The 24,798-nt window shown below is 33.6% G+C and carries 22 protein-coding genes and 1 riboswitch; of the genes, 10 read left to right on the forward strand and 12 right to left on the reverse strand.

Going from position 1 to position 24,798, the window contains the following annotated elements; all coding sequences use genetic code 11:
- The first annotated feature begins 2 nt into the window (after nucleotides 1-2).
- The 8 genes from H6W53_RS02360 to H6W53_RS02395 all read left to right on the forward strand — a co-directional run bounded on the left by H6W53_RS02360 (nucleotide 3) and on the right by H6W53_RS02395 (nucleotide 8,112).
- Complete coding sequence (locus H6W53_RS02360; RefSeq protein WP_185204712.1) at nucleotides 3-905, forward strand: TIGR01777 family oxidoreductase; 903 nt, start codon at nucleotides 3-5, stop codon at nucleotides 903-905.
- Nucleotides 906-1,144: 239 nt separating this feature from the next.
- Entirely contained in the window at nucleotides 1,145-1,723 is a 579-nt protein-coding gene (locus H6W53_RS02365) for a hypothetical protein (RefSeq protein ID WP_185204713.1), read from the forward strand.
- A gap of 5 nt (nucleotides 1,724-1,728) precedes the next feature.
- Nucleotides 1,729-2,295, forward strand: coding sequence for a hypothetical protein (locus H6W53_RS02370; protein ID WP_185204714.1), 567 nt, complete (start codon nucleotides 1,729-1,731; stop codon nucleotides 2,293-2,295).
- A 13-nt stretch (nucleotides 2,296-2,308) separates the two neighbouring features.
- Nucleotides 2,309-3,073 (forward strand): hypothetical protein, encoded by a 765-nt coding sequence (locus H6W53_RS02375; RefSeq protein ID WP_185204715.1) that lies wholly within the window; start codon nucleotides 2,309-2,311, stop codon nucleotides 3,071-3,073.
- A gap of 16 nt (nucleotides 3,074-3,089) precedes the next feature.
- Entirely contained in the window at nucleotides 3,090-3,476 is a 387-nt protein-coding gene (locus tag H6W53_RS02380; protein WP_185204716.1) for a VOC family protein, read from the forward strand.
- Nucleotides 3,477-3,587: 111 nt separating this feature from the next.
- Nucleotides 3,588-3,773: riboswitch (cobalamin riboswitch) on the forward strand.
- A 384-nt stretch (nucleotides 3,774-4,157) separates the two neighbouring features.
- The gene (gene metE / locus H6W53_RS02385) at nucleotides 4,158-6,482 is read left to right on the forward strand and encodes a 5-methyltetrahydropteroyltriglutamate--homocysteine S-methyltransferase (protein WP_185204717.1); all 2,325 of its coding nucleotides are present in this window, start codon (nucleotides 4,158-4,160) and stop codon (nucleotides 6,480-6,482) included.
- Nucleotides 6,483-6,578: 96 nt separating this feature from the next.
- Entirely contained in the window at nucleotides 6,579-7,589 is a 1,011-nt protein-coding gene (locus tag H6W53_RS02390) for an HNH endonuclease (RefSeq protein ID WP_185204718.1), read from the forward strand.
- A 76-nt stretch (nucleotides 7,590-7,665) separates the two neighbouring features.
- On the forward strand, nucleotides 7,666-8,112 hold the full coding sequence (locus tag H6W53_RS02395) for a KTSC domain-containing protein (RefSeq protein ID WP_087710487.1): 447 nt from the start codon (nucleotides 7,666-7,668) through the stop codon (nucleotides 8,110-8,112).
- A 494-nt stretch (nucleotides 8,113-8,606) separates the two neighbouring features.
- Here the strand turns inward: H6W53_RS02395 and H6W53_RS02400 are convergent, their stop codons facing one another.
- The 4 genes from H6W53_RS02400 to H6W53_RS02415 all read right to left on the reverse strand — a co-directional run bounded on the left by H6W53_RS02400 (nucleotide 8,607) and on the right by H6W53_RS02415 (nucleotide 14,907).
- Nucleotides 8,607-11,792, reverse strand: coding sequence for an efflux RND transporter permease subunit (locus tag H6W53_RS02400; RefSeq protein WP_185204719.1), 3,186 nt, complete (start codon nucleotides 11,790-11,792; stop codon nucleotides 8,607-8,609).
- Between the two features lie 7 nt (nucleotides 11,793-11,799).
- Complete coding sequence (locus tag H6W53_RS02405; RefSeq protein WP_087710491.1) at nucleotides 11,800-12,861, reverse strand: efflux RND transporter periplasmic adaptor subunit; 1,062 nt, start codon at nucleotides 12,859-12,861, stop codon at nucleotides 11,800-11,802.
- Nucleotides 12,862-12,867: 6 nt separating this feature from the next.
- The gene (locus tag H6W53_RS02410) at nucleotides 12,868-14,220 is read right to left on the reverse strand and encodes a TolC family protein (RefSeq protein WP_185204939.1); all 1,353 of its coding nucleotides are present in this window, start codon (nucleotides 14,218-14,220) and stop codon (nucleotides 12,868-12,870) included.
- 93 nt (nucleotides 14,221-14,313) lie between these two features.
- Nucleotides 14,314-14,907: a TetR/AcrR family transcriptional regulator gene (locus H6W53_RS02415; RefSeq protein ID WP_185204720.1), complete on the reverse strand. Its 594-nt coding sequence runs from the start codon at nucleotides 14,905-14,907 to the stop codon at nucleotides 14,314-14,316.
- A gap of 189 nt (nucleotides 14,908-15,096) precedes the next feature.
- Here H6W53_RS02415 and H6W53_RS02420 point away from each other — a divergent pair, with 189 nt between their 5' ends.
- A complete protein-coding gene (locus H6W53_RS02420; protein ID WP_116547733.1) occupies nucleotides 15,097-15,576 on the forward strand; it encodes a hypothetical protein in 480 nt (159 codons plus the stop codon).
- 239 nt (nucleotides 15,577-15,815) lie between these two features.
- Here H6W53_RS02420 and H6W53_RS02425 read toward each other — a convergent pair whose 3' ends face one another.
- The 3 genes from H6W53_RS02425 to H6W53_RS02435 form a co-directional block, all read right to left on the reverse strand.
- A complete protein-coding gene (locus H6W53_RS02425) occupies nucleotides 15,816-18,386 on the reverse strand; it encodes a hypothetical protein (protein WP_185204721.1) in 2,571 nt (856 codons plus the stop codon).
- A gap of 4 nt (nucleotides 18,387-18,390) precedes the next feature.
- The gene (locus tag H6W53_RS02430) at nucleotides 18,391-19,143 is read right to left on the reverse strand and encodes a GLPGLI family protein (protein WP_116548106.1); all 753 of its coding nucleotides are present in this window, start codon (nucleotides 19,141-19,143) and stop codon (nucleotides 18,391-18,393) included.
- A 63-nt stretch (nucleotides 19,144-19,206) separates the two neighbouring features.
- Nucleotides 19,207-19,521: a hypothetical protein gene (locus H6W53_RS02435; protein WP_185204722.1), complete on the reverse strand. Its 315-nt coding sequence runs from the start codon at nucleotides 19,519-19,521 to the stop codon at nucleotides 19,207-19,209.
- Nucleotides 19,522-19,660: 139 nt separating this feature from the next.
- On the opposite strand from H6W53_RS02435, the gene H6W53_RS02440 reads away from it, so the two are divergent.
- Complete coding sequence (locus tag H6W53_RS02440) at nucleotides 19,661-20,044, forward strand: helix-turn-helix domain-containing protein (RefSeq protein ID WP_228408235.1); 384 nt, start codon at nucleotides 19,661-19,663, stop codon at nucleotides 20,042-20,044.
- 34 nt (nucleotides 20,045-20,078) lie between these two features.
- Here the strand turns inward: H6W53_RS02440 and H6W53_RS02445 are convergent, their stop codons facing one another.
- From H6W53_RS02445 to H6W53_RS02465, 5 genes are all read right to left on the reverse strand, one after another.
- Nucleotides 20,079-20,903, reverse strand: a complete 825-nt coding sequence (locus H6W53_RS02445; RefSeq protein WP_108411391.1) for a S1 RNA-binding domain-containing protein — start codon at nucleotides 20,901-20,903, stop codon at nucleotides 20,079-20,081.
- A gap of 47 nt (nucleotides 20,904-20,950) precedes the next feature.
- Nucleotides 20,951-21,436 carry a hypothetical protein gene (locus H6W53_RS02450; protein ID WP_185204723.1) on the reverse strand — a complete coding sequence of 162 codons (486 nt, stop codon included), beginning with the start codon at nucleotides 21,434-21,436 and terminating at the stop codon, nucleotides 20,951-20,953.
- A gap of 417 nt (nucleotides 21,437-21,853) precedes the next feature.
- Complete coding sequence (locus H6W53_RS02455; RefSeq protein ID WP_185204724.1) at nucleotides 21,854-22,720, reverse strand: DUF4476 domain-containing protein; 867 nt, start codon at nucleotides 22,718-22,720, stop codon at nucleotides 21,854-21,856.
- A 94-nt stretch (nucleotides 22,721-22,814) separates the two neighbouring features.
- On the reverse strand, nucleotides 22,815-24,218 hold the full coding sequence (gene lpdA, locus H6W53_RS02460) for a dihydrolipoyl dehydrogenase (protein ID WP_087710504.1): 1,404 nt from the start codon (nucleotides 24,216-24,218) through the stop codon (nucleotides 22,815-22,817).
- Nucleotides 24,219-24,440: 222 nt separating this feature from the next.
- Nucleotides 24,441-24,791 (reverse strand): hypothetical protein, encoded by a 351-nt coding sequence (locus tag H6W53_RS02465; protein WP_185204725.1) that lies wholly within the window; start codon nucleotides 24,789-24,791, stop codon nucleotides 24,441-24,443.
- Nucleotides 24,792-24,798: the final 7 nt, after the last annotated feature.

Consider the following 24,798-nt stretch of genomic DNA (forward strand, 5'->3'; position numbering starts at 1 on the left):
ACATGAAAGAAATTGTTCTTATCACAGGTGCAAATGGATTGGTTGCCAAAGAATTATCTAAAAAACTTGAAAGAGATTATACGGTACGTTTTCTTACGCGAAAAAAACAGAACAGCAACGATTTTGAATGGGATATTAAAAAAGCGACGATCGACGAAAAAGCTTTTGAGAATGTTTCGCATATCATTCATCTTGCGGGAGCCAATATTTCGGAGAAAAGATGGACTGATGAAAGAAAAAAAGAACTGATTTCCAGTCGTGTAGATTCTGCAGGTTTGCTTTTAAAAACTCTGCAAAAAAATAATACCAAATTAAAATCCTTCATTTCTGCCTCAGGAATCAATTATTATGGAACCAAAACAACGGAAAGAATTTTTACTGAAAATGATGGTCCGGGAAATGATTTTTTAAGTGAAGTGGTAGTTCTGTGGGAAAAAGCTGCGGATGATTTTAAGGAACAAAATGTTGCTGAAAGAGTCGTGAAAATCCGTACTGCAGTGGTGCTTTCGGAAAAAGACGGCGCTTTAAAAAAAATGCTTCCACCTGTAAAAATGGGCATCGGCTCGCCTATCGGAACCGGAAAACAATATATGCCTTGGATTCATATTAATGATATTTGTTCGATTTACGAATTTGCTTTAAAAAATGCTGAACTGGATGGTGCATTCAATGCGAATTCACCGCAACATACAACGAATGAAAATCTGACAAAAAATATGGCGGAAGTGCTTCACAAGCCTTTATTTATGCCTAATGTTCCCGCTTTTGTGTTGAAACTGATGTTCGGAGAACTTTCTGAGGCTTTGCTGGAAGGTTCGAGAGCTTCATCGGAAAAAATTCAGAAAGCAGGTTTTCAGTTTGAATTTCCAGATCTGAAAAATGCTTTAAAAAATTTATTACAATAAGTCTGTTTAAACTTTTATTTAATCGCAAAAGTCACAAAAGATGAACTAAACTTTTATTTAAAGTTGATCATTACAAATCAAAAAGGGCACAATAGTTTTTAAAAATCTTTGATTTTTATTCTTTTTGAGCATTTTGGTTATTATAGAAATTAGCTTTAACATTGTCTTTTGTGCCTTTTGTGGTTAATTCTTAAATAGTTTAAACAAGTTTAATAGAAAATATCAGAAGTAAAAAAATTATGAAAACTATATTCTCACTAAGTCTTTCTTTGCTGCTGTCCATGAATGTTTTGGGGCAGAAAATTGAAAAGGCAGGACCGAAAGACAAAGCCGTAACCGAACATTTTAAAAACGATTACAAGAAAAAAAATTACAGAAAATTTGCCGGAACCATTGTTTTGAAGGATAATACAGCAAAATTCGACGATAAAACGATTTTCTTTGATCAATCTGATAAAATTACTGAAACGATGCTTAAAGAAGGATTGATTTATCCTCAGCTTTTGACAGAATTTCAGGTGGATAAATTTGAAAACGAAGACAGCGACAGAACGCAGAAAAGATTTGCAAAACTTCAGAAAAATTGGAAAGATTCTTTCGAAGTCAATAATATTAAGTTGAGTGGTGGTTCTGAACTGAGTTTTTTAAGTACCGATGAAAAGATTAAGCGTTTTAAAGTGGTCTGCAAAGATCCGAAGTTTCCGAATCTAATGATCTATTATTTTGAATTGACGGATAAAAATGCTACAAAAAATACTCCTATTGAGGATTTTATTAAAAATTCTAAACTGACACATATTTTCCAGAGAACGGAGTAAGAGTGATGACTAATAACCATAATATCAATGCAAAAGCTTTCTTCAGAAAATATTTTTTGGTAATTATTTTTATTATCATTCTTTTGTTGCAGGATTTTTTTCTCAAACCCTTTGTAAAAGATCTGTATTTAAACGACGATATAAAAAATTTCAAAGAGTTTTCATGGAAATACACAGTTTTTATTTTTACCATTCTTGCCGGAATCATTATTTTCATTTCAAGGAAAAGCATTACGCTTTCGGCTGTGCCTTTAATTTTATTGGGTTTAATGATATTCGGAAGCGGATTTTATTTCGGATTCCATTCTTTGGTGGATAATGCTTTGCTTTTAATCAATTCAAAAACGAAGAATACGGAAATCAATAAAACTTATGAAGTAATTCATGATAAAGAAAAGAAAGTCTTTTGGCTGAATAATGAAAATTCTATTCATGATAAAGAGGATCTTCAAAAAATTAACCGCTATAGAGTTTCAAAAGGTTTAAAATCTATTTTTGATCTTCAGAATAATGACACGGTAAAAGTAACTTTTAATAAAGGATGGTTTGATGTAAATTATCTCGAAAAATAATTACGCTCTGAAAATGTACAATGCGACCAGAAGAAACAGAAATATAGGAACCGAAAATCAAGGTTTCAGTCAAAATAATAAATTGAAAATTTCAACACCTAACGGAACATTAAAGTCTTTTTACGAAAGAATTGGTAAGCATGAAAAAGAATCTAAAATAATAAATGGACACGAATTTTTATTTATCATTGAAGAGCTTCGCGAAAACTGTTATCACTCCTGTTCTGTTTCTGATCTTGAAAAGATAATCGAAAATATTCCTAAAGAAGATTACGGAGATTTAAAGTTTATTGTTTTACGCCAACCGAAAAGAAAGGAGGAAATAATCTCTCCGGTTTGGGGAAGACTTGTTTACAGCTTTGAGTACGAAAACGAATATTTTCCGGCGATAATTTTAGACTCAATAGATTTAAACAAAAAGTTAATATGGTCTAAAAAACAAAGCATCGAAGATCAGAAAGAATTTGAAAGATTAAAAGGAGACGGACATATTTTTACACAAAATAAGAGAAGTTTTGTTTCTCAGTTAAATTTAGAGCCTTCAAGAAATACCCAATTGTACAGAACTTTACTGCATGAATTCGGGCATTATGTTCATTACTTAGAAGTTGTGGAAAGACCTTTTGAAAGTGATGAAGATTATGAGGCAAAAGAAATTCGCGATGATTACTACTCAGCTTTATCTAAAGTTGAAAAAGAAACTTTCGCGCACCAGTATGCTGATCGACTGAAGAAAAAATTAACTGAAGAAAAAATAATTCCTTTTAATAGTCTTTAATAATTTAAAATCAAACATGAAAATAAAAAATATAGATCACCTCGTTTTAACAGTTGCAGACATTGAAAAAACGGTAGATTTTTACACCTCTATTCTTGGGTTTGAAGTCTTAGTTTTTGGAGAAAATAGAAAAGCACTGACTTTTGGAAATCAGAAAATCAATCTTCATCAAAAAGGAAAAGAATTTGAACCGAAAGCTAAGCATCCGACTTGCGGTTCTGCGGATCTTTGTTTTATTTCCGAAACCAACATTCACGAAGTTTTACAGGAACTAAAGGAAAAGAATATTGAGATCATCGAAGGAATTGTTGAAAGAACCGGAGCTTTGGGAAAAATACAATCGGTTTATTTCAGAGATCCGGATTTAAATCTGATTGAGATAAGCAACTACAGTTCATTGTAAAATACATTCTCGAAAAAATCCAAATAATTGTTCATTCAGAATAATTTTCTGAATTACTTAAAAAATAAACAAATAATTCCTACATTTGTTTAGAAAACAGTTCTTTTACATACTTCATCAAACGGAAAAGGTTTTACGTAAAGTAGATTAATAGGGAATCGTGTGAAAATCACGAGCTGTCGCGCAACTGTAAGTAATACTTTAAAGGTTTTTATCCACGTATATCCACTGTGTAAACGGGAAGGATGATAAAAGCTGTTACAAGTCAGGAGACCTGCCTATTCCGAATTGACAATGCTCTCGCGGTTTGGAGTTTTTTGGTCAGACAGATGATACTTTTTTGAACGTAGCAATCTAAATTTTAATTTGATTTTAATTGCAAAGTTTTTAATATTAATTTCTTACTTTAAGAATGAAAAAATATTCGCCAACCATCAATACAGCAGTTGTTTTTTGCATCTGTTTCAGAAGATACGGTTAAAAAATTTTTCATCTTATTGATGAGAAAAAAGCTTTGTGCAAAACGATAAAATTTCAGAGCATTCTCTTATGTAAAGGGAAAATTGCGTCCTTACTGTATCTTTACCTCTCCATTCTATTTCCTTCTGCAAAAGCATTGCGAAGCATCAGAAGAACTTTTATACACATTAATTATTGTTTAATTTAAAAGTTTTAAAGAAAATGCAAACGCACATTCTTGGCTATCCGCGTATTGGTAGCAACCGAGAACTCAAAAAAGCCTGCGAGCAGTATTGGTCGGGCAAAATCACTTTAGACGAATTACTGGACGTCGGGAAAAATATCCGACAAAACAATTGGAAGCTTCAGCAGGAAGCAGGAATTGATCTTATTCCGTGTAATGATTTCTCTTTTTACGATCAGGTTTTGGATATGACGTTAACTTTAGGCGCTATTCCTGAACGTTATGAAGAGATTGCTCTTAAAAAATCTGAAACGGATCTCTATTTTGCCATGGCAAGAGGCTTTCAGAAAGAAGGTCTGGACATTACTGCAATGGAAATGACAAAATGGTTTGATACCAATTATCATTTCATTGTTCCGGAATTCCATAAAAATCAGGAATTTAAGCTGTTCTCCCGTAAAATTATCAACGAATTTTTGGATGCTAAACAAGTGGGAATAAATGCAAAACCGGTGATCATAGGTTTGTTAACCTATATTCTGCTTGGGAAAGAAAAGGAGGAAGGTTTCAATAAGCTGGAGCTGGCTCAGAAAATTCTTCCTGTTTATATTCAGATTCTTAAAGAGCTTGAAACTCACGGAGCAGAATACATCCAGTTTGATGAACCATTTTTAGCATTAGATCTGGATGAAAAATCAAAAGAAACTTACAGTCTGATTTATACCGAAATAAGAAAACAGTTTCCTCATCTGAAAATCATTGTAGCTACTTATTTTGAAGGTTTAAGAGATAATCTTTCTTTTGCTGTTTCTCTTCCTGTAAATGTGCTGCATCTCGATCTGGTTCGTAGTCCGGAACAGTTGGAGGAAGTTTTAAAAGTAATTCCGGAAACATTGCATCTTTCATTAGGTGTAATTGACGGAAGAAATATATGGAAAAATGATTTCGAAAAATCTCTACGCCTCATTAGACAGGCAACAGATAAAATAGGCTTGGAGAGAATTTTAATTGCTCCTTCCTGCTCATTGCTTCACAGCCCTTCTGATCTTGATCTGGAGAACAACGAAAGTGTTTTATCCTCCGAAATTAAACAATGGATGGCTTTTGCTAAACAGAAAGTCTCTGAAACGGTTACCCTGAAAAAATTAGCCGCAGAAAATCCGGATTATTCCACACTCCTGCTTTTAGCTGAAAATAAAAAAGCCATTGAAAGCCGCAAAACATCACCTCTCATTCATAACAGCGAAGTGAAGGATCGTGTAGATGTAACTACCGAGGAAGATGCTAAAAGAAACAAACCTTTCAGCATGCGAAAAATTTCTCAACAGGATATTCTCAACCTTCCTTTATTCCCTACAACTACAATTGGCTCATTTCCACAGACTAAAGAAGTTAGAAACTGGAGGGCAAAATTTAAAAAGGGTGAACTGAATGCCAAACAATACGATGATCTGCTGAAAAAAGAAACTGAAAGAACGATCCGTTGGCAGGAGGAAATAGGAATTGATGTTCTGGTTCACGGAGAGTTTGAAAGAAATGATATGGTAGAATATTTCGGAGAACAATTATCAGGATTTGTGTTTACGCAAAACGGCTGGGTTCAAAGCTACGGAAGCCGTTGTGTGAAACCTCCTGTTATTTTCGGAGATGTGTACAGACCGAATCCGATGACGGTTTACTGGTCTGAATATGCGCAATCTTTAACGAAAAAATGGGTGAAAGGAATGTTAACAGGACCAGTAACTATTCTTCAAAGGTCTTTTGTGCGTGATGATCAGCCGCGATCTTTAACGTGCAAACAAATTGCACTGGCTATTCGCGACGAAGTGAATGATTTGGAAAAAGCAGGAATCAGAATTATCCAGATTGATGAACCTGCAATTCGCGAAGGTCTTCCATTAAGAAAATCTGACTGGCAGCATTATCTTCAATGGGCAGTGGAAGCTTTCAGAATTTCAGCGAGCGGTGTGGAAGATGCGACGCAGATTCATACACATATGTGCTATTCAGAATTTAATGATATCATTCAGAATATTGCCGATATGGACGCGGATGTTATTACGATTGAATGTTCCAGAAGCCAGATGGAGCTGCTGAATGCTTTTGCTGATTTCAAATATCCGAACGAAATAGGACCGGGAGTTTATGATATTCATTCGCCGAGAGTTCCATCGAAAGATGAAATGGTAGAATTGCTGAAAAAAGCACAAGCAGTTATTCCAGCACAGCAACTTTGGGTAAATCCCGACTGTGGCTTGAAAACCCGTCATTGGGATGAAACGGAAAAAGCGTTGATTGCAATGGTGGAGGTTTCAAGGGAAGCGAGTGAAAGTTTTTTGAAGAAAGAAAAATTGAAATATTAGATGACGAGAGCCGAAAGGCTCTTGTATTTTTTGTTAATAATTTTAACTCAATTTGCTTTATTGATTAAAAAAATATAGTTTAGTTAAAAAAAATTAATGACTAATTATTTTAATCAAATCTGTGAGTTTAGACAAAAATATCCGGTATTTTCTGCCAAAGCAATCAAAACAAATAATCCTATTCTAAATGATGTTAAAAAAGCGCTGAATAATCTCAAATTACAACTTGAAAAAAAATATCTAAAATTCGAAGGTATCGATCTAAGAATCGAAGTTTCAAAAGGAGCCGCAAACTTTCCTAATATTTCACATATTTGTATTCTTCCTCCCAACCAAAAAGTTTCTAATGGGATTTATGTTGCTATATGCTTCGATAAATCTGGAAAAGGAGCTGTTATAGGATGCGCAGAATCAAAGACAAATCCTAAAGGATTAAATATAAAGATCAGAAAACAAGCTAGAAAAATTCCTGAAATTGATATTGATGGAGGAAGTTCTAATACTAAGTATAATAATGTTTATGAAAATCCTAAAGAATTTTATTATGCTTTGGCTAAAGATTCTGAAATAGAAAATCATATAAATAAATCCTTAAGCCTATGTCTTTATAATTTAAAATTAATTAATACTTCTCAATATTTACACCCCAACGACTATCTAAATTCTACAGTAAATGAAAGAGAAATTGATTATTTTGATATGAATAATGTAATTGATGATAGAAAAAAAATTGCTATACAAATTCATGCAAGAAGAGGACAAAAAAAATTCAGGAATAAACTTCTTAATATTTATAATTCCAAATGTGCTTTTACAGATTGCGAGATTACAGATATGCTAGAAGCTGCGCATATTTTTAGCTTTAAAGGCTCTGAAACAAATAAGATACAAAATGGAATTTTAATGCGTACTGATATTCATACACTATTTGATTTAGGACTTATAAGTGTAGATCCTGAAAATTATCTTATTCAAGTTAGTGATAAAATTTTAACAGACACTTATTATGCTCAAATGCACAATAAAATACTTAGTTTACCAAATATTTTGGAAGGTTATCCTGATAAAAATGCTCTTAAATATCATTTTGAAAACGTGTTTAATTAATTTATTTATAATCAAAAACTTACAGTTTTCGAAAATAAAACCTTAATTTTGCACCCCGAAATAAGGATCATCCATTATGAAAAAATTAGGCGAATACAGAAAGCTTCTGGAAGTTGATAAAAATGTAACACTGAAGGAATTAAAAACCATCTACAGGAATACGATGAAAGATACGCATCCAGATAAATTCATCAATGATGAAGCAGGAAAGCAGGAAGCAGAAGAAAAAAGCAAATCTGTGATTGAAGCCTATCATTTTCTGGTAAGCATCAATCCGGAAACGCAGGAAAAATACAAAGAAGAATATACTGAAACCATTACGAAATCTAATATTCAGGATTTTTATCTGGAAAAATCGGTTCTTAAAGTACAGCACCTGAACGGAAATATGTACGAATATCTTGGAGTTCCAAAAAATACCTACATCAAAATGGTGAATTCCGATTCTCCGAGCCGTTTTGCAAGAAGACATATTTACGGAAGTTTTGTGTACAGAAAAGCCGGTGAGGCAATGGCGGAATAATCCCCTATTTACAAATAAATAAGAGCTTTCAATTAATTTTGGAAGCTTTTTTATTTGAAACTTGTCTAAACTTTTTTATAGCAAAAGATGCAAAAGATTGTAACACTTTAGTTATTAAGTTTAATACTTAAATGTAAAAAGAGCACATAAGTTAAAAAATCAAAGATTTTTCTCTTTGCAGACTTTTGAAATACTTTAAATAAACTCAACAAAGTCTTTTGTCTCTTTTGCGGTTACATTTAAAATTAGTTTAAATAAACTTTTGATTAAATTTTAATTTTAACGCAAAAGGGTCGCTAGTCTTTTTTAAATTCTTGAACATACTTTTCGGTCGCAAAGGCGTTTTACTCAGCAAATGAGCAATCATGTTTCTTTTCTTTTTTAATATTGCTTCGTTTCTTCAGAACTAAGTTTGCAGGTCTTCAGTCTGTTCGCAATGACATAAAAAAACCGCATCATTGCTGATACGGTTTTCGGTTAATTAAGGTGTTATATTAGTCTAAATGTTTTGGAGTAAAACCGTCTTCACTTAGTTCTCTGTGCTCATAATCGGCTTTCATTTCAGCTTCATAATCTACTTTTTCATGTTTACCCATTCTTCTAAGAATTGAATCAAATAAAGAGTAAACTACCGGTACAATAATTAAGGTAAGGAATAGAGACGATGTTAAACCACCGATAACTACCCATGCCAAACCTTTGTTCATCTCCGCTCCTGCTCCTGTTGCCAATGCGATCGGCAACATCCCGAAGATCATCGCAATCGTTGTCATAAGGATCGGACGAAGACGGGCATGATTCGCCTGTACCAAAGCGTCGTGTGTATTAGATCCTGCTGCTTTTCTGGCATTGGCAAAGTCAACGATCAAAATCGCATTCTTCGCAACCAGACCAATCAACATAATCATCCCTAACATCGTAAAGATATTCAGTGAATTTGCTGTTAAGGCAAGAATTACCATTACCCCGATCATCGCCAGAGGAATTGAGAATAATACCACGAAAGGATACACAAAACTATCATACAATGAAACCATTACAAGGTAAACCAATACAATAGCCGCCAATAAAGCGATTCCCAACGTACCGAAACCTTCCTGCTGGTTTTCCATATCTCCACTCCAGATGTAATCTACTCCTACAGGTTTGCTCTTGCTGTCCATGAACTGTTTTGCCCATTCGTTGGCAACGTCTCCTACAGGTCTACCTACTGCTTTAGCTCTTACTTTTACAGAAGGTGATTTATCTCTACGCTCAAGCAAACTCGGTCCTGATCCCATTTTAACCTCAGCAAACTGACTAAGACGTACCTGCTGTCCCTGAGGATTTGTAAACATTAAGTTTTTAACATCATCAATAGACTGTCTGTTCGCATCTCCGAAACGGATGTTGATGTCATATTCATATTCTCCTGCTCTGAATTTTCCGTCTGTATTTCCGTTGAATGCCGTCTGCATCGTCTGTCCTACACTGGAAAGATTCAAGCCTAAAGAAGCCATTTTATCTCTGTCGATATTTACCTGAACTTCAGGGTTTCCTGAATCGGTAGATAATTCTGCATCTACTGCTCCCGGAACTTTTTTCAGCAATTCTAAGATTCTTGTTGCTTCTTTTACGGCTGTTGCATTATCCGGAGCGGTTACCACCATTTCAATCGGCGCATTTTCAGCACCCATGATTCCGATTGGGGCAGTTTTAAATTCTACTCCAGTAAATTTTTCTTCTAAAGCTCTTTTTATTTTCGCAGCTTTAATGTTCGTACTTTCAGAACGTTCGGATTTATCCGTTAGGTTTACCTGAACTTCCGACTGATAGGTTGTCGCCTGAGCTCCCCCAAAACCGGTTGACTGCTGTCCTACTGTTGTAATTAAATCTACAACATCTTTGTCATTTCTTAAAAATCGCTCAACATCTAAAGTCAGTTGATTGGTTTTTTCAACGGTTGCATCTTTCGGTAATTCCATCTGAACAAGGAACTGTCCTCTGTCGATCGGCGGGAAGAATTCTCCTCCGATGAATCCGAATGCCACCAACATGAAAGAAGAAATCAGAACGATAAATGTAATCACTACCGTAGAAATTCTTCTTAATGTCGTTTTTAAACACCATTCCAGAATTCCTGTGATCCAATGAGTGAATTTCTCGATTAAACCTTCAAACCAAAGGATGAATTTTTCGAACCAGTTTTTTCCTGTTAAATGCTCAAGCTTACCAAATCTTGAAGACAACCATGGAATAATGGTAAATGAAGCCAATAATGAAAGCAATGTCGCAATAACTACCGTGACACAGAACTGAGCCAGAATGTTGGCTACCAAACCTGAACTCATGGCAATTGGTAAGAATACTACCACAATTACCAAAGTAATCGCTGCAACGGTAAATCCGATCTCCGAAGCTCCGTCGTAGGCTGCCCTGATTTTGCTTTTTCCCATCTCCATATGACGGTAAATGTTTTCCAGTACAACGATCGCGTCATCCACAAGAATACCTACCACCAGAGAAAGCCCCAGTAAACTCATTAAGTTAAGCGTATATCCCATTAAGTTCATTCCGATGAACGTTGCCACCAATGAAGCCGGAATGGAAACCATTACGATGAAGGCATTTCTGATGCTGTGAAGGAATAATAACATTACAATTGCCACCAGAATAATCGCTAAGAATAAATCGAAAATTACGTGGTTCGCAGATTCAAGGGTAAAGTCGGTAGTATCGTTTACCACTTTCACTTTTATACCCTGAACTTTGTACGCTTCCTGAACGGTTTCAATGGTTTTCTGAACACTTTCAGATACTGCAACCGCATTGGCATCAGATTGTTTTTTAACCTGCATTAAGATGGTAGGAAACTGGTTGAATCTCGCTACTTTCTCCACATCTTTCTGAGAATCGAAAACCGTAGCAATATCAGACAAACGAACCTGTGCTCCGTTTTTATTGGAAACCACAAGATTGTTCATTTCTGCTACAGATTTATACTTTCCGGATAATCTGATGGTAGATTTTGAGGTTCTGGTTTTCAGACTACCTGTAGGGAAATCTAAGTTTGAAGAAAGAATTGCCTGCTGAACATCTCCGATGGAAAGTCCGTAACCCTGCAGTTTTTTCTCGTCAAGATTCACCTGAATTTCTCTTTCCTGTCCACCTACAAGGTCAACCTGAGCAACACCGTTTACACGGGAGAAAATCGGCTCAATTTTTTTATCTAAAAGGTCGTAAAGATCCTTATTATTTAATTTGTCTGATGAAATACTCATCGTGATGATCGGCAAATCATCCAGAGAGAATTTATTAAGAGACGGTGCATCTACATCATCCGGAAGGTCTGCCAGAATGGCGTTTACCTTTCTCTGGGCATCATTCAATGCATAATCTACATCGGCTCCGTCATTCAACTGAACCATAATTACGGATAAACTTTCATAGGAAGAAGATTCTACTTTCTTCACATTTTCCAAAGAACCAACGGCGTCTTCAATTTTTCGGGTAACAGATGTTTCCACCTCTGCAGGGGAAGCTCCCGGATATACCGTAGAAATGGTTACCATATTGGTTTCAAACTTCGGAATCAATTCGTATCCCATGAGTGTGTAACTCAGGATACCTCCCAACGTAAGAATCGTAAACAGTACGATTACCAACGAAGGTCTTTTTATCGATATTTCTGCTAACTTCATAAATCTTCTACTTTACGATATTTACTTTAGATCCGTTATCCAGATTGATCTGTCCGCTGGTAACCACCTGTTCTCCGCCATTCAGTCCGCTTAAAACCTGAACTTTATCGCCATATACTTTTCCAACGGTTACTTTGATGAGTTTTGCAACGCCATTCTGTACAACAAATAATTGTCCGGAACTTACTCCGTTTACAAATGCTTCTGCAGGAACCGTTAACATATTCTGTGTTTCTGCGCCGTTGTTTGTTTTAAATGTTGCTGTTGCATACATCCCGGCTTTCAGGTTTCCTCTGTTCTGAACTTCAATTTCAACAGGGAAATTTAAAGAAGCATCACTTTTAGGGGCGATAAATGTAATTCTTCCCACGAATGAATCTTCGGGTAGAACGTTTACTTTAATCGGAACTTCCTGTCCTAACTGAATTTTCCCGATCTGGCTTTCATCAACCAAAACTGAAAGTTTTAAGCTGTTGATGTTTACGATTTCGAAAAGTCCTGTCCCCGGAGCAACTACCATTCCCGGCTCTACCATTTTTTTATTGATGGTTCCGCTGATTCCTGCACGAATGCTTGTATCGTTTACTTTTACGCCTTGAGCTCTTAGCGCAGCCTGAGCGTTTTTAAGCTGTAATCTTGAATTATCAAGCTGTTGTTTGGTAACCCCTCCTGTTTTGAACGCATTTTCGTAACGCTGGTTGTCCGCAATAGCATTCTGCAAATTATTCTGAGCCTGAGTAACATCTACTTCAATGGCATCTCTTTTAATGGTTGCCAAAACCTGTCCTGCTCCCACTCTTGAACCTTCTTTTACCAGAACGCTTACCACGCGTCCTGAAATTTCAGAAGACTGGTTCATTTCCTGCTTCGGGATAAATGTTCCGTTTGCACTGTAATCTGTATCAATATTTTCTCTGGAAACCGTTACCACGTTTACATTGATCTTATCTACCTGCTTTGCAACTTCTTTTACTTCCTGCGTCTGCTTTTCTTTATTTCCGGCAATCTTGTAAGCTGCCAAACCAACCAGTACGGCTGCTACGATGATATATATTAAAGTTTTTTTCATAGTTTATTACGGGTTTTGTAGTGTATTTAATTCTCCTTTTGCTTTAATTAGCTTGATTTCAGCCTGTTTGTAATCCAACAAAGCATTAGCGTAATTCTGTTTTGCCTGCGTTAATGCATTTTCTGCATCCAGAACTTCTGTAAGTGTTGCTAAACCGTACTGGTAATTGGATTGTGTATTTTTCTGAACTCTTTCTGCCAATCCTACGTTGTCTTTCATGCTTTCAATATTAATTAAAGCATTTTCTATGTTGGTAATGGCATTTTTATAATCTAAATTCAGACTTAACTGTGTATTCTGTATATCCAGATCAAGATCCTGAATATCGATTTCTGCCTGATTGATCTTTGCTTTTGTAGCTCCTCCGGTGAAAATCGGGATATTAACATTTAATCCAATTGCAGAGTAATCGCTCCAAAGCACACCATTTTTAAGTCCGTTGGTTAATGGAAATTTTGCTCCGTTTGCACCCCAACCGTAATTGGCAACCAGACTTACTGTAGGATAAAGATACGCTTCCGTCGCTTTCTTGTTGAATACCAGAAGTTCTCTGTTTTTGTTTAAAACTTTGATTTCGGTACGGTTGTCAAGGTTTAAATTTCCTGAAACCAGTTCCGGTTTTGGCTCAATTGTTTTTTCTTCAAGTTCGATATCAGATTCAATCGGAACTCCCATGTAGAACTTCAGTGCGTTTTTAGCCAACTGCACAGAATTAATTAACGTCTGTTTGTTTGATCCGATGTTGGTAAGCTGAACATTGGTTCTGTCCAGATCAATAGATTTTGCCAAACCGTTATCTACCAGACTTTTAATTACATTTCTTACTTTTTCCGTATTCGCATAGCTTGCTTCTACGGTTTTAAGATTTTCTTCCTGAACAAAAACCTGATAATAAGCGGATGCTACGTTTTCAATGATCTGTTCGTTGGTAAGCTGTGCATTAAGCACATAAAATTCTCTGGTGGATTTTGCCGCTTTCAGTCCGGTGAAAACTCTCTGATCGAAAATTGCCTGCTGAAGCTGTACCGAAGCGGTAGAGTTCCACGGCTGACCGAACTGTGCTCTGATTTTTTCTCCTCCAAACTCAAGAAGGGACTCCTGAATGATGGGATTGTAGGTAAGACCTGCTGTTGCGGAAATCTGTGGTAAAGCTCCTGCTTTTGCCTCATCAATCTTATATTCGGCTTTTTTGATCTGTAAAGCTGCCTTTTTGGCTTCCGCTTTATTCTGAAGTGCCTGTTTAATAGCTTCCTGTAAGGAAACCTGTTGCTGTGCAGACACCCATGAAAAACCGAACATTATAAATGCAGCCGCTATTCCTACTTTTAGCTTGTTTGCAGTTACACGTTTTTTCATAATATTATACTTCGTTTATTTTTTTTAATGTAATTATTCTGGTAAATGATATTATTCCGAATGACGAATGAATTCTTAAAATACTTTAACTCTTTTTTAGTTTTTGAATAACATATTTAATATGATTTCTTTTCTTTCGGAAATAATTTTATCAAACTCTTTATCGCTGATCATTAAATTTTCCATAAAAAGAGGTCTTACTGCACTCGGAAAAACCAAAAGCGAAACCATATTTAAAACAAACTGTATGGGTTTCATTTTTTCAATATTTCCTAATTCCATTTCGGCTTCTATATCTCTGTACAAGCGATCAAGTTCATCTTTTTCAATATCTTTTTTATGACAGTTTCCTTTGTTGATCTGCGAAACGATGTAGGTTTCCAGATAAGGATACTGAAGACTTGTAGATAAACTTCCTTCTATGAACTGGCTGATCTTTTCTTTCAGAGGAAGATCAGAATTCATGATGATTTCAGATTTTTCTTTTTCCACTTTATGAGCTTCATCAAAAATAATCTGGATGAGGTTATCTCTTGAGCGGAAATAATAGTTGATAAGCGTTCTGTTGACACCGGCTTCATCTGCAATTTCCTGAGTAGTAGCGTCAAACTTACCTTTCACAAAGAATAAATTCTTTGCTGTGTCTTTAATTAATTCCTGTGTTTGGTCTTTTTTTGCTTGATTTGACATTTTTGTTAAACAAATTTGTGCAAATGTAAATCAAATTTTACTTTTGACAAAATTGTTAAACAAAATTATTAAACAATTTTGTATGATTTGCATCATATTTTAAATACAAAGAATTTAACATAAGATAAAAGAATATCAAATTTTACTGTACAATTAGTTTTATGATTATTTTAGAATAAAATTTTTAAAATGAGCACAAATAATCAAATCAGCGTAGAAATTCCTCAAAATGTATTAGACGATGTAAACCAAAAGCTTCAAGAATGTAAAACTTTATTAGCTCCTTTTCTTCAAGGTCTTACTAATGATGAAAGAAAAGCACTTTTTAAAATGGGCGATAAAACAATTGCAACGGTACAAAAAGTAAAAACCTACATCAATACGAATCCGGAATTTGCACCTTCCTATATGGATAAAGTTGAATTTCTGAAAGACGAAATGGTGGTTACAGGACTTAAACCTTTAGCAAATCTTGCCGAACAATTAGCTTCTGATCTAGATGATACCATTATGCTTGCCGGAAGTGAAGCACTTGTAGCTTCCATGATGTATTATGGTACAGTAAAAGAAGCTGCATCTAAAGGAGTAAACACCGCTAAACCTATATATGAGGATTTAAGCCAAAGGTTTAGCAAAAAAGGAAATAAAATTAATCCTAAAAAGGAATAGCCATTAATAAAAAATATGACAATTTGACTCTTTTAGTATCTGTTTTAATATTAAAAGAGTCTTTTTTTATATTTAAAAGGTGTTCGTTGTCACATTTTGTGACAACGAACACCTTTTAAATGTTTTTATTAATGCTTTTTGAATCTAATGAGTTTCTAAAGGAATGTAAACATTTGCTTAAAACATCAGTCTATATACTACGTGCATTAGAATAGTTAAAAACATTATAAAATAGTAAGTTAGAAATTATATTTCAAACCGCCTGTAATATAACCGTGTAGAGCTGTAATTGATGCTTCCTCTATTCCTAACTGGCTCGTATATCCATTTATATATTGAAAGGAATTAAGATTTAATATATTATTAAATTGCAAATTGTATTCAAAGTTTGAATTCTCTTTTCTATACGAAACTTGACCGCCAATTAAAAAATTGTGAAGAGTATTTTGTTCAGTTTTCTGTATGAGATATTCACTTAATATATTTCCAACCCACTCTTTTTTTACATTAGCCCTAATTCCTAAAAATAGTCTTATATTATTTTGACTGGAAGTAGTACTGTAAAAACTTTGTTTGAAAACACCTTCAGTAAAAGTGTATCCTAAATCAAATTGCATTGGTTTATTTCTAAAATTTGTAGATAATTTTTGAGTTAACTCGAAATTGTAAATCGTAGATGTGTTTATGTTACTGTTAATATAATTATCTGTCTTATTAAGTGATCCTGTAAATTTTGATTTAAGAGAAAGCTGTCTATGCAATTTATATTCGCTTGAAAGTATATAAAAAAGTCTTTCTCTATTTTTACCAATAACATTTTCTATTTTTGAGAATGCTTCAAAATTCGATACATTAGACGTAAATATTGGTTTTGCTTTTTCATACGATAGTAAAAGGAATAATAAATTACCCTTTTCCATATTAAATCTATTCCATGTAAATTTATAAGTATCTGTCTTGCATAACAATTCTGTTGTAATATCTCTATTTTGATAATACGTTAGCTCTTTTGTATAAATTGGTTCAGATTGAAGCAGCCTTAAATTTGGGAGTGTATATTTTGAATTGTATTCTAGACCAAATTCCGTATTGATAACAGATTTGGGATTAAATTTTATTCTTATATTTTTTTCAAAATAATGTTTATCAGTTTCATTTATATTTACAAAATGGGAACTTAACGAACCTGATATATCAAATTTCCCAAGTTCTTTATATAAATTCAGATCATTCAGATAATGATATACTTTCATTTTGTTTTCTACTGTTCTAAAAACAAAGTTTAGTAGTTCAGAATTATCTTTTCTAAATGAAAAACCTGAATGAATATTAAAATTAATAAACTTATTTTTATTTTTTAAATGAAAATCTAATGAGTATTTATTTGAAGTAACATCATATCTTTGAAATAGATTATTAGTATTAGATAAGAACAAATTATTGTTAGAAAGTAAATGCAAATCTCCTAAATATTTTTCATTAAACTGATTAAATGATAATATGATTTTTGATTTATCTAATTGTTTGTTCCAAGAAAAAAAATTACTAAAATTATCATTATTTACAGAGTTATCAATTCTATAAAAATTCCAATCAGTAGAATATCTATCTATGCTTTGATTAAAATGATCCTTTGTAGGATTATAACCAAAAGTATAATAAAAGAAACTCCCATCCGATAAACTTTTTTTCATTTTAATCTGCGTAGTTCCTAAAAAACCTTTATTATTTTCTATTCGCTGTTCTGAAAAGTTAAAAGCTTGTGATTCCCCTTCAAAAGAACTTCTTTTAGAAGTAGAAAATTTTTCTAATTGAGCATTATTAAAAATAGAAAAAGCAGTAATACTAAAATCTTTTTTTGATTTGGAATACTGTAATGCCCCAAATTGATTATTTTTTGATTTTACTTTACCATCATTATTGAGAAATGTAGGAATTTCTATTTCAACAGAATTATTTGGTGTGTCATCTAGACTTTCCTGAGAATTCATTTCATAAAAATCCATATAACTAATCGGATCTTTAGCTATATTATTGAAATCAGCGATAAGGGCTAAATTTCCGAGCTTTCCAAACCTGAATAAATTACCATGTGCCAAATATGAATTTTTTATACCAAAATTAGTTTCGATATTACCCGTTATTTTTCCCTTATATTCTTGCTTTAATTTTAAATTAAGAGCTGTTGAACGGTTTCCATTAATTGTATTATAATTTTGCCACAAATCAATCCCATCCAACATATTAGCCGAAATATTTTGAGTCGCAATTTTATGGTTTTTACCAAAAAACTCATTACCTTCTACTAGAACCTGTCCTATTGTAGTTCCTTTATATGTTACTTTTCCATTTTCAGTAATGTCTAAACCTGGTAATTTCTTTATAAGATCTTCTGTCGTACGCTCAGTTCCATCTCTTACCGCTTTTAGGTTAAAAACAATAGTATCTTCTTTTGCTGTAACTACTTTTGGACGAGATTTTATTTCTACTTCTTTTATTTCAGTAATTTGTGCTTCCAATTCTATTTCAAAACTAGATTGTTCTGAAGTATTGATTTCAACAGTTTTTGTTTTATAAAAAACAGAAGTAAATTTTAAAGAAAAAAAACCTTTTTCAGATACTTGAAAGGTGCATTGTCCTGTATAATCTGTTTTTTTAAAATCTATTATTTTATTATTCTCAAATAATTGTACATTAATATTTTCAGGTGGTTTATTTGTATTATCTTTTATTTTTACGTGAATAGTTTGAGCCTGTATGACTGAAAAATTTATTAGAAATATAATATATAAGTATAAAAACCTTTGCATTATATTAAAGCTTTATTTCTTCAAAAGTAGGTTTACTACTTTCTTCTCTGACCTCTCTCAATTTTTTATCATAATCTTCATTCTTAAATACTTTGAGCTTGTTGTTCATTGTTTCTACTTCCGATTCCTTTGCATCATTACTAATCTTAATTGCCGTTATCTTATAACTATCTGTTTCCACTCTTAAAACTAAACCTGGAAAATTATTAAAAGAAAAAGGTCCGGCAGAAATAGGAATAGCCTCGGTATACCAAACTTTAAAATTTGTTATAGAATCAAAGCTTACTTCAACTAATTTACAGACATAATTATCAATATTCATTATATCATCCTTATACTCGATTTTCGTAAATTTCGTGTCTTTATATCCATAAAATTCTTCATTAATATTTTGAAAATTATGATAACTATAATTTCCATTTTCATTTTTATTATGATAAATTTTTAATTCGACATCTTTGAAAACTTCTCTATTATGTAACGTTGTACTCTCATCTTTTTTTATATCACCTGCGTTATGAGTAAATGAATTGCGAGGAATAGATTTAAAAAAAGAATTTCCATCTTTATAATACAAAAAATATTTTTGGGGAGTTTTACGTATTTGTCTTACCTTCTCATTGAATTCGTTAGACATATTAATGTTACTACCATCTGTAAGGTCATATTTTTCATACTCAACTTGTAAACGTTGAGAATAAACTAATCCGTTAGAAAAAAGAACAGATAGTAAAATTAATTTAATTATAAATTTCATATTTAAGAATTCTATTTAAAATAGTGTGTATTAGCTTAATACACACTACTTAGATTAATAATATTATGGCTGTCCAGAAACAAATGTTGTTCTTGGGCTATTATCTCCACACCAATTGGTTGTTTGAGCTGTATGAAGATCCGTTACCGTTTGAGTAGTTCCGTCTAAACCTGTGACCTGATAACTTGTTGTCCAAGTCCAAATAGTTGTGCAGATTTTACGAGCTGAATCATCATTTTCTTCTTTTACCTCTTTTGTTTCTTTAACTTCAATTTTACTATCTTGAAGTTTTACATTAGTTTCAGGTTCTACATTATTTTTTGCAAATCCTAAAGTTGTTCCGGCAATCAATAAAGTTGCCAATAACGTCTTTCTCATAAAATGATTTTTTGTTTATTAATAATAATTTTAAAACACTAAAAAAACATTTGTGCACTTGTGTTTTTCATATGCTAAACTAAATATAAATCGTAAGCTAGGGAAATACTTTTGATAAAAATAAATATAAACAATGGAAATGGAGAAAATTATTGAGAAAATAGCCCAACAAAGAAGTAAAAAAGGCTATACTTTTGAAAATATGGCTTATGAATTAAATATAACTCCGGCTGCATATCGCAAAATAGAAACAGGAGAGACTAAACTAAGTGTAGAAAGACTAATGAAAATTTCTGAAATTCTTGATGAAGATTTATCCAATCTTCTGGATATTAATAATAAAAATACTATCCATAATCTTTCTAATGAAGGTAATGGCAACGGCTATGTAGAAGTAATTAATAACGACTATAAGGATATAATTAAAGATATTAAAGAAACATATGATAAGGTTATCCAAAGTAAAGATGAACAAATTAAGATGCTGAAAGAACAGATTAACTTTTTAAAAGACAAAAAATAAAACAAACGAGCGGAAAAATTTCCCGCTCGTTTGTTTACAATAATCGAATTTTATCGTCCAGAATATCGATAATTTTATCCTTATACAATCCTCCGATGGCTTTTTTAAAGTTCTTTTTACTCATCTGAACTTCGTCTTTAATTTCTTCGGGAGTTGATTTGTCTGAAAGATGAAGCAAACCGTAGTTTTCTTCAAGTCTGTCTAAAATTTTCTTTTTAAACTCATCGATATTTTCAAAACCTTGTGGCTGTAAGGAAACATCAATCTTTCCGTCTTCACGGATTTCTTTGATATAACCGGATTCTTCAGACAACGGATACAGCTTTTTGAATACATCCGAATTGTAGATGAGTCCGATATATTTTTTGTTGATTACTACATTCCAGCCCAATTCACTTTCATTCATCATAATTAAATCCACACGATCTCCTTTCTGGAAAGGCAGATCCTGATATTGAGGATTTCTTTTGAATTTCGTGGTTCCGGTAATCAGTTCCAGATCTTCATCAACATAAATATAGACTAGATATCTTTTTCCTTCAATGATCTTAGATTTCTGCTGCTTGTAAGGAATAAACAGATCTTTGATGATTCCCCAATCCATAAAAGCTCCACTTGGAAGGCTCTGAACACAGCTCATTACGGCAAACTCTCCTACTTCTGCCAAAGGAATTTCTGTGGTTGCCTTTAATTTTCCATCATCCTGATATACAAAAACTTCAATTTCGTCATCAATTTCCTTATCATCCTGAATGAAAATTTTAGGAAGAAAAGCCTTTTCTCCGGATTCGTCTGTTAAGATCCATCCCGAATTATTTTTATCTGAAATTTTTAAAGTCTGAGTTTTTCCGAATTGCATGTATGATAAAATTAGTCTGCAAAGGTAAGGAAAATCAAATCTTTAACCTATTTATATTCTTCCAAATCTCTTCTCAGGGTTTTAGACTCTTTCAAATAACTGTTTTCTACATCGGGATTTTGAGCAATACCTGTTATTTTTACAAGTTTTTCATCAGTATAATAATATCTTGATTCTGAAAGTAATTTAGAATTTTTTATATATCCATTCTCATCAATGATCTGATATTTTTTTGTCAAAACAAAGATCAGTCTATCATTTGCTGAAAAAAAATATTGTGTACTGATATTCCATGCCGAAAGCCCTACAAAATGGTCTATTTTCTTAAGTTTTCTATCTTTATAAAATCCTTTCAGCTCAATTCCGTTATCTGAAGTCTGGTTTTTTTCTAAGAAATAGGAATAAGGAACGGTTTTGATCTGATAATTTTTAGTACTATTGATTTCAGAAACCGTTTTACTGATTGACTTGATATTCTGACTAAAAGTGTAACCTGAAATAAAAATAAAAAAAGTTAACAAAAATGCTCTCATATTTTTTAAATAAGGCTGTTTAAACTAATTTTAAATTTAACCGCAAAAGAGACAAAAGACTTTATTCGATTCTTTTAAAGTATTTCAAAAGTCTGCAAAGAGAAAAAATCTTTGATTTTTTTAACTTATGTGCTCTTTCTTTCCATTTAAGTATTCAACTTAAACAACTAAAGTGTTATAATCTTTTGCATCTTTTACTATAAAAAAGTTTTGACAAGTTTAATATTTTGAATATCCGTTAAACAACCTATTATTATGCACTGATATTAAAATCAATTATTTATAACAGGCACTTCGACAAGCTCAGCGTGACACCTCTAATACTAAACGCTTGATTTGTAGCGATGTCAAGCTGAGCCTGTTGAAGTTTTAGGTTAATAAACGGACAATCAATTAATATTAATTTCAAACTATTTTTTATGAATTTTGTACAAATTCCATCACTTCCCGTTTGCTGCTCTCGAAATCTAAGGCATCATACACCAGAAAATATTTATGCTTATCTACACATTTTGAAAACATAGACTTTGCAAGGGAAATCTTATTTTTATCAAAACTTAAATCTTTTACCAAAATACGGATCTGGTTCGAGGTAAACAAGGCATGTTTTCCCTGTTGACTGATGAACATCATTTTTTTATCGTCAAACCAAGCCTTCTCCTTCATCATCGCCATAAATCCCTGAAACGTCTGATTATCCATCACATTAGGATAATTTACGTTATCATTCCATCCTCCCGAGTTTCCGTAAGGATTGTTCCAGACATCATTCCAGTCATTAAATCCGTAAGACTGGTTCTGAACAGGATATGAATCTAATAAAAACAATCCTTCATTGGTAAAGAAATCAAGAACCAATCTGCTGTTGTTTCTTACATTCAAAGTTGTTCTGTATAATAAATAACCGTTTTCATAAATTGAAACAGGAATTCTTCCCGAAGGAAGATCAAAAAATCTGAATCTTCCGGAATTATTGGAAATAAACTGATCTCCCAGTTCCACACTGAACATTCCCTGTTCAGGAATTCTCAGGAAAACTTCTGAATATCCGTACTGCTGATTCCATTGGTAATTTGGATTTTTACCTCTGAATCCATTGTTATTTCTGTTCTGATTTCTGAATCCGGAATTATTGCTGTTTCTGCTCTCCGTTCTTTTTGCGTTCGGAGATTCTATTTCTGTTTTTGAAGCCTCGTTTTTTAAAAGCTCACCTGCTTTTCCTGCTTCCTGCGCGAAAGAAAAACTTCCTACAAGAAACAAAACACTCATAAATATATTTTTCATAACACTTTTTTTAATCTCCAGCTCCACTTTCATGCCAAAAAAAAGAGAAACCAGTATCTGATTTCTCTTTATTATTTATATGATTGTTTATCAATTACATATGAATTGGTCTTTTTGCCGTAGCATCCAAAGCTGCTTCTTTGATTGCTTCTGCATACGTAGGGTGCGCGTGAGAACTTCTTGCGATATCTTCTGCACTTGCACGGAATTCCATAGCAATAACGCCTTCAGCAATCAAATCTGCTGCTCTTGCTCCTACGATGTGCATTCCAAGAACTTCATCTGTTTTTTCGTCTGCAATAATTTTTACCAAACCATCTACATCACCACTTGCACGGCTTCTTCCCAAAGCTCTCATCGGGAAAGAACCTACTTTATAAGCTACTCCTTCTTCTTTCAACTGCTCTTCAGTTTTTCCAACTCCTGCAACTTCCGGCCATGTGTAAACCACTCCCGGAATTAAATTATAGTTGATGTGAGGCTTCTGTCCTGCTAAAGTTTCAGCAACAAAAACACCTTCCTCTTCTGCTTTGTGAGCCAGCATTGCTCCTTTTACCACGTCTCCGATTGCGTAAATGTTGGCAACATTAGTTTGTAAATGGTCATTTACTTTTACTCTTCCTCTTTCGTCAAGCTCAACACCAGCTTTTTCAAGTCCAAGTCCGTCTGTGTAAGGCTTTCTTCCTACAGAAACCAGACAGTAATCTCCTTCTACTGTTACTTCTTCTCCTTTTTTGTCTTTCGCTGTAATTTTTACGGTATCTCCGTTTCTTTCCACTGCGGACACGGCTGTAGAAAGCATGAATTTCATTCCCTGCTTTTTAAGAACTTTCGTTAATTCTTTACTTAGCGCTCCGTCCATTGTCGGGATAATTTTATCCATAAACTCAACCACAGTAACCTGAGCTCCAAGTCTTAGGTAAACAGAACCTAATTCAAGACCGATTACTCCACCTCCAATTACCACTAAATGTTTAGGAATTTCTTTAAGATTTAAAGCTTCCGTAGAAGTAATCACTCTTTCTTTATCTAAGGTGATGAAAGGTAAAGAAGACGGTTTAGAACCTGTTGCGATGATGGTATATTTGGATTCGATGGTTTCTGTAGAACCGTCGTTTTTTGTTACTTTGATCTGAGTAGCGGATTCGAAGCTTCCAACACCTTCAAAAACAGTGATTTTGTTTTTGTTCATCAGATAGCTGATTCCGTCTGTATTTTGTTTAATTACCTCATTTTTACGCTCGATCATTCTTGCAATGTCGGCTTGAGGCTCGTTGATAATGATTCCGTGACCTGCAAAATTGTGTTTTGCGTTCTCAAAATGCTCAGAGCTGTCTAAAAGCGCTTTTGACGGAATACATCCCACGTTAAGACAAGTTCCTCCCAAAGTTGGATATTTTTCAATAATTGCTGTTGTGAAACCTAATTGTGCAGCACGGATTGCAGCAACATAACCACCAGGACCGGAACCGATTACGGTAACATCGAATTGACTCATGTTATTTTATGAATTTGTTTATTATTAACTTTCTTATGCTTACAAATTTAACGATTTATTACCACGTGAGAAAGTGAGATTTGTCAAATTTTTGAGAGGGATGATTGAGGATGGAAGATGGAAGTTTAAAGAACTGCAAATATCTTTTAAATTTAATCTCTTATTCACTAAATTAAGCATCCAGTAAGATCTTCCAGCTCCAGGCTTCATACTTCCAACCTGTTACAAATCCACCATCAGTTTCCCCTGTCCGAATTCTCCCGTGCTTTCAAAATACGAGCCTCCGTAAACATACCAATCAAGGCTTTCGAGATATTCTACAGCATTTTCAGGAGTAATTTGAGGACGGTCTTTTTTGGAGACAATTCCTTTGTACCATCTTCCGGATTTGGAAAAACTTTCATATTCCACAAAATAACGGATCCAGATTCTCTGGCAAAGTTTACACTGCTGAATGCTTACTTCGGCAAATTTTCCATTCGTTTTATCGATTCCCAATTCTGACGTTCTGAATTCCGTGTAAGTGGAAGTCGGTTTTTCGCAGGCGCATCCCAGTTTCTGGATTTTAATCATTACTAAT

Source organism: Chryseobacterium sp. C3 (assembly GCF_014218905.1).
In the GTDB taxonomy this organism is placed as follows: Bacteria; Bacteroidota; Bacteroidia; order Flavobacteriales; family Weeksellaceae; genus Chryseobacterium; species Chryseobacterium mucoviscidosis.

Coding starts and splice junctions, on each gene's coding strand:
- H6W53_RS02360 (WP_185204712.1), top strand. CDS start 3: ATGAAAGAAATTGTTCTTATCACAGGTGCAAATGGATTGGTTGCCAAA.
- lpdA (WP_087710504.1), bottom strand. CDS start 24,218: ATGAGTCAATTCGATGTTACCGTAATCGGTTCCGGTCCTGGTGGTTAT.
- H6W53_RS02390 (WP_185204718.1), top strand. CDS start 6,579: ATGACTAATTATTTTAATCAAATCTGTGAGTTTAGACAAAAATATCCG.
- H6W53_RS02440 (WP_228408235.1), top strand. CDS start 19,661: ATGGAGAAAATTATTGAGAAAATAGCCCAACAAAGAAGTAAAAAAGGC.
- H6W53_RS02375 (WP_185204715.1), top strand. CDS start 2,309: ATGTACAATGCGACCAGAAGAAACAGAAATATAGGAACCGAAAATCAA.
- H6W53_RS02420 (WP_116547733.1), top strand. CDS start 15,097: ATGAGCACAAATAATCAAATCAGCGTAGAAATTCCTCAAAATGTATTA.
- H6W53_RS02445 (WP_108411391.1), bottom strand. CDS start 20,903: ATGCAATTCGGAAAAACTCAGACTTTAAAAATTTCAGATAAAAATAAT.
- metE (WP_185204717.1), top strand. CDS start 4,158: ATGCAAACGCACATTCTTGGCTATCCGCGTATTGGTAGCAACCGAGAA.
- H6W53_RS02435 (WP_185204722.1), bottom strand. CDS start 19,521: ATGAGAAAGACGTTATTGGCAACTTTATTGATTGCCGGAACAACTTTA.
- H6W53_RS02465 (WP_185204725.1), bottom strand. CDS start 24,791: ATGATTAAAATCCAGAAACTGGGATGCGCCTGCGAAAAACCGACTTCC.
- H6W53_RS02430 (WP_116548106.1), bottom strand. CDS start 19,143: ATGAAATTTATAATTAAATTAATTTTACTATCTGTTCTTTTTTCTAAC.
- H6W53_RS02380 (WP_185204716.1), top strand. CDS start 3,090: ATGAAAATAAAAAATATAGATCACCTCGTTTTAACAGTTGCAGACATT.
- H6W53_RS02400 (WP_185204719.1), bottom strand. CDS start 11,792: ATGAAGTTAGCAGAAATATCGATAAAAAGACCTTCGTTGGTAATCGTA.
- H6W53_RS02370 (WP_185204714.1), top strand. CDS start 1,729: ATGACTAATAACCATAATATCAATGCAAAAGCTTTCTTCAGAAAATAT.
- H6W53_RS02450 (WP_185204723.1), bottom strand. CDS start 21,436: ATGAGAGCATTTTTGTTAACTTTTTTTATTTTTATTTCAGGTTACACT.
- H6W53_RS02365 (WP_185204713.1), top strand. CDS start 1,145: ATGAAAACTATATTCTCACTAAGTCTTTCTTTGCTGCTGTCCATGAAT.
- H6W53_RS02415 (WP_185204720.1), bottom strand. CDS start 14,907: ATGTCAAATCAAGCAAAAAAAGACCAAACACAGGAATTAATTAAAGAC.
- H6W53_RS02395 (WP_087710487.1), top strand. CDS start 7,666: ATGAAAAAATTAGGCGAATACAGAAAGCTTCTGGAAGTTGATAAAAAT.
- H6W53_RS02455 (WP_185204724.1), bottom strand. CDS start 22,720: ATGAAAAATATATTTATGAGTGTTTTGTTTCTTGTAGGAAGTTTTTCT.
- H6W53_RS02425 (WP_185204721.1), bottom strand. CDS start 18,386: ATGCAAAGGTTTTTATACTTATATATTATATTTCTAATAAATTTTTCA.
- H6W53_RS02405 (WP_087710491.1), bottom strand. CDS start 12,861: ATGAAAAAAACTTTAATATATATCATCGTAGCAGCCGTACTGGTTGGT.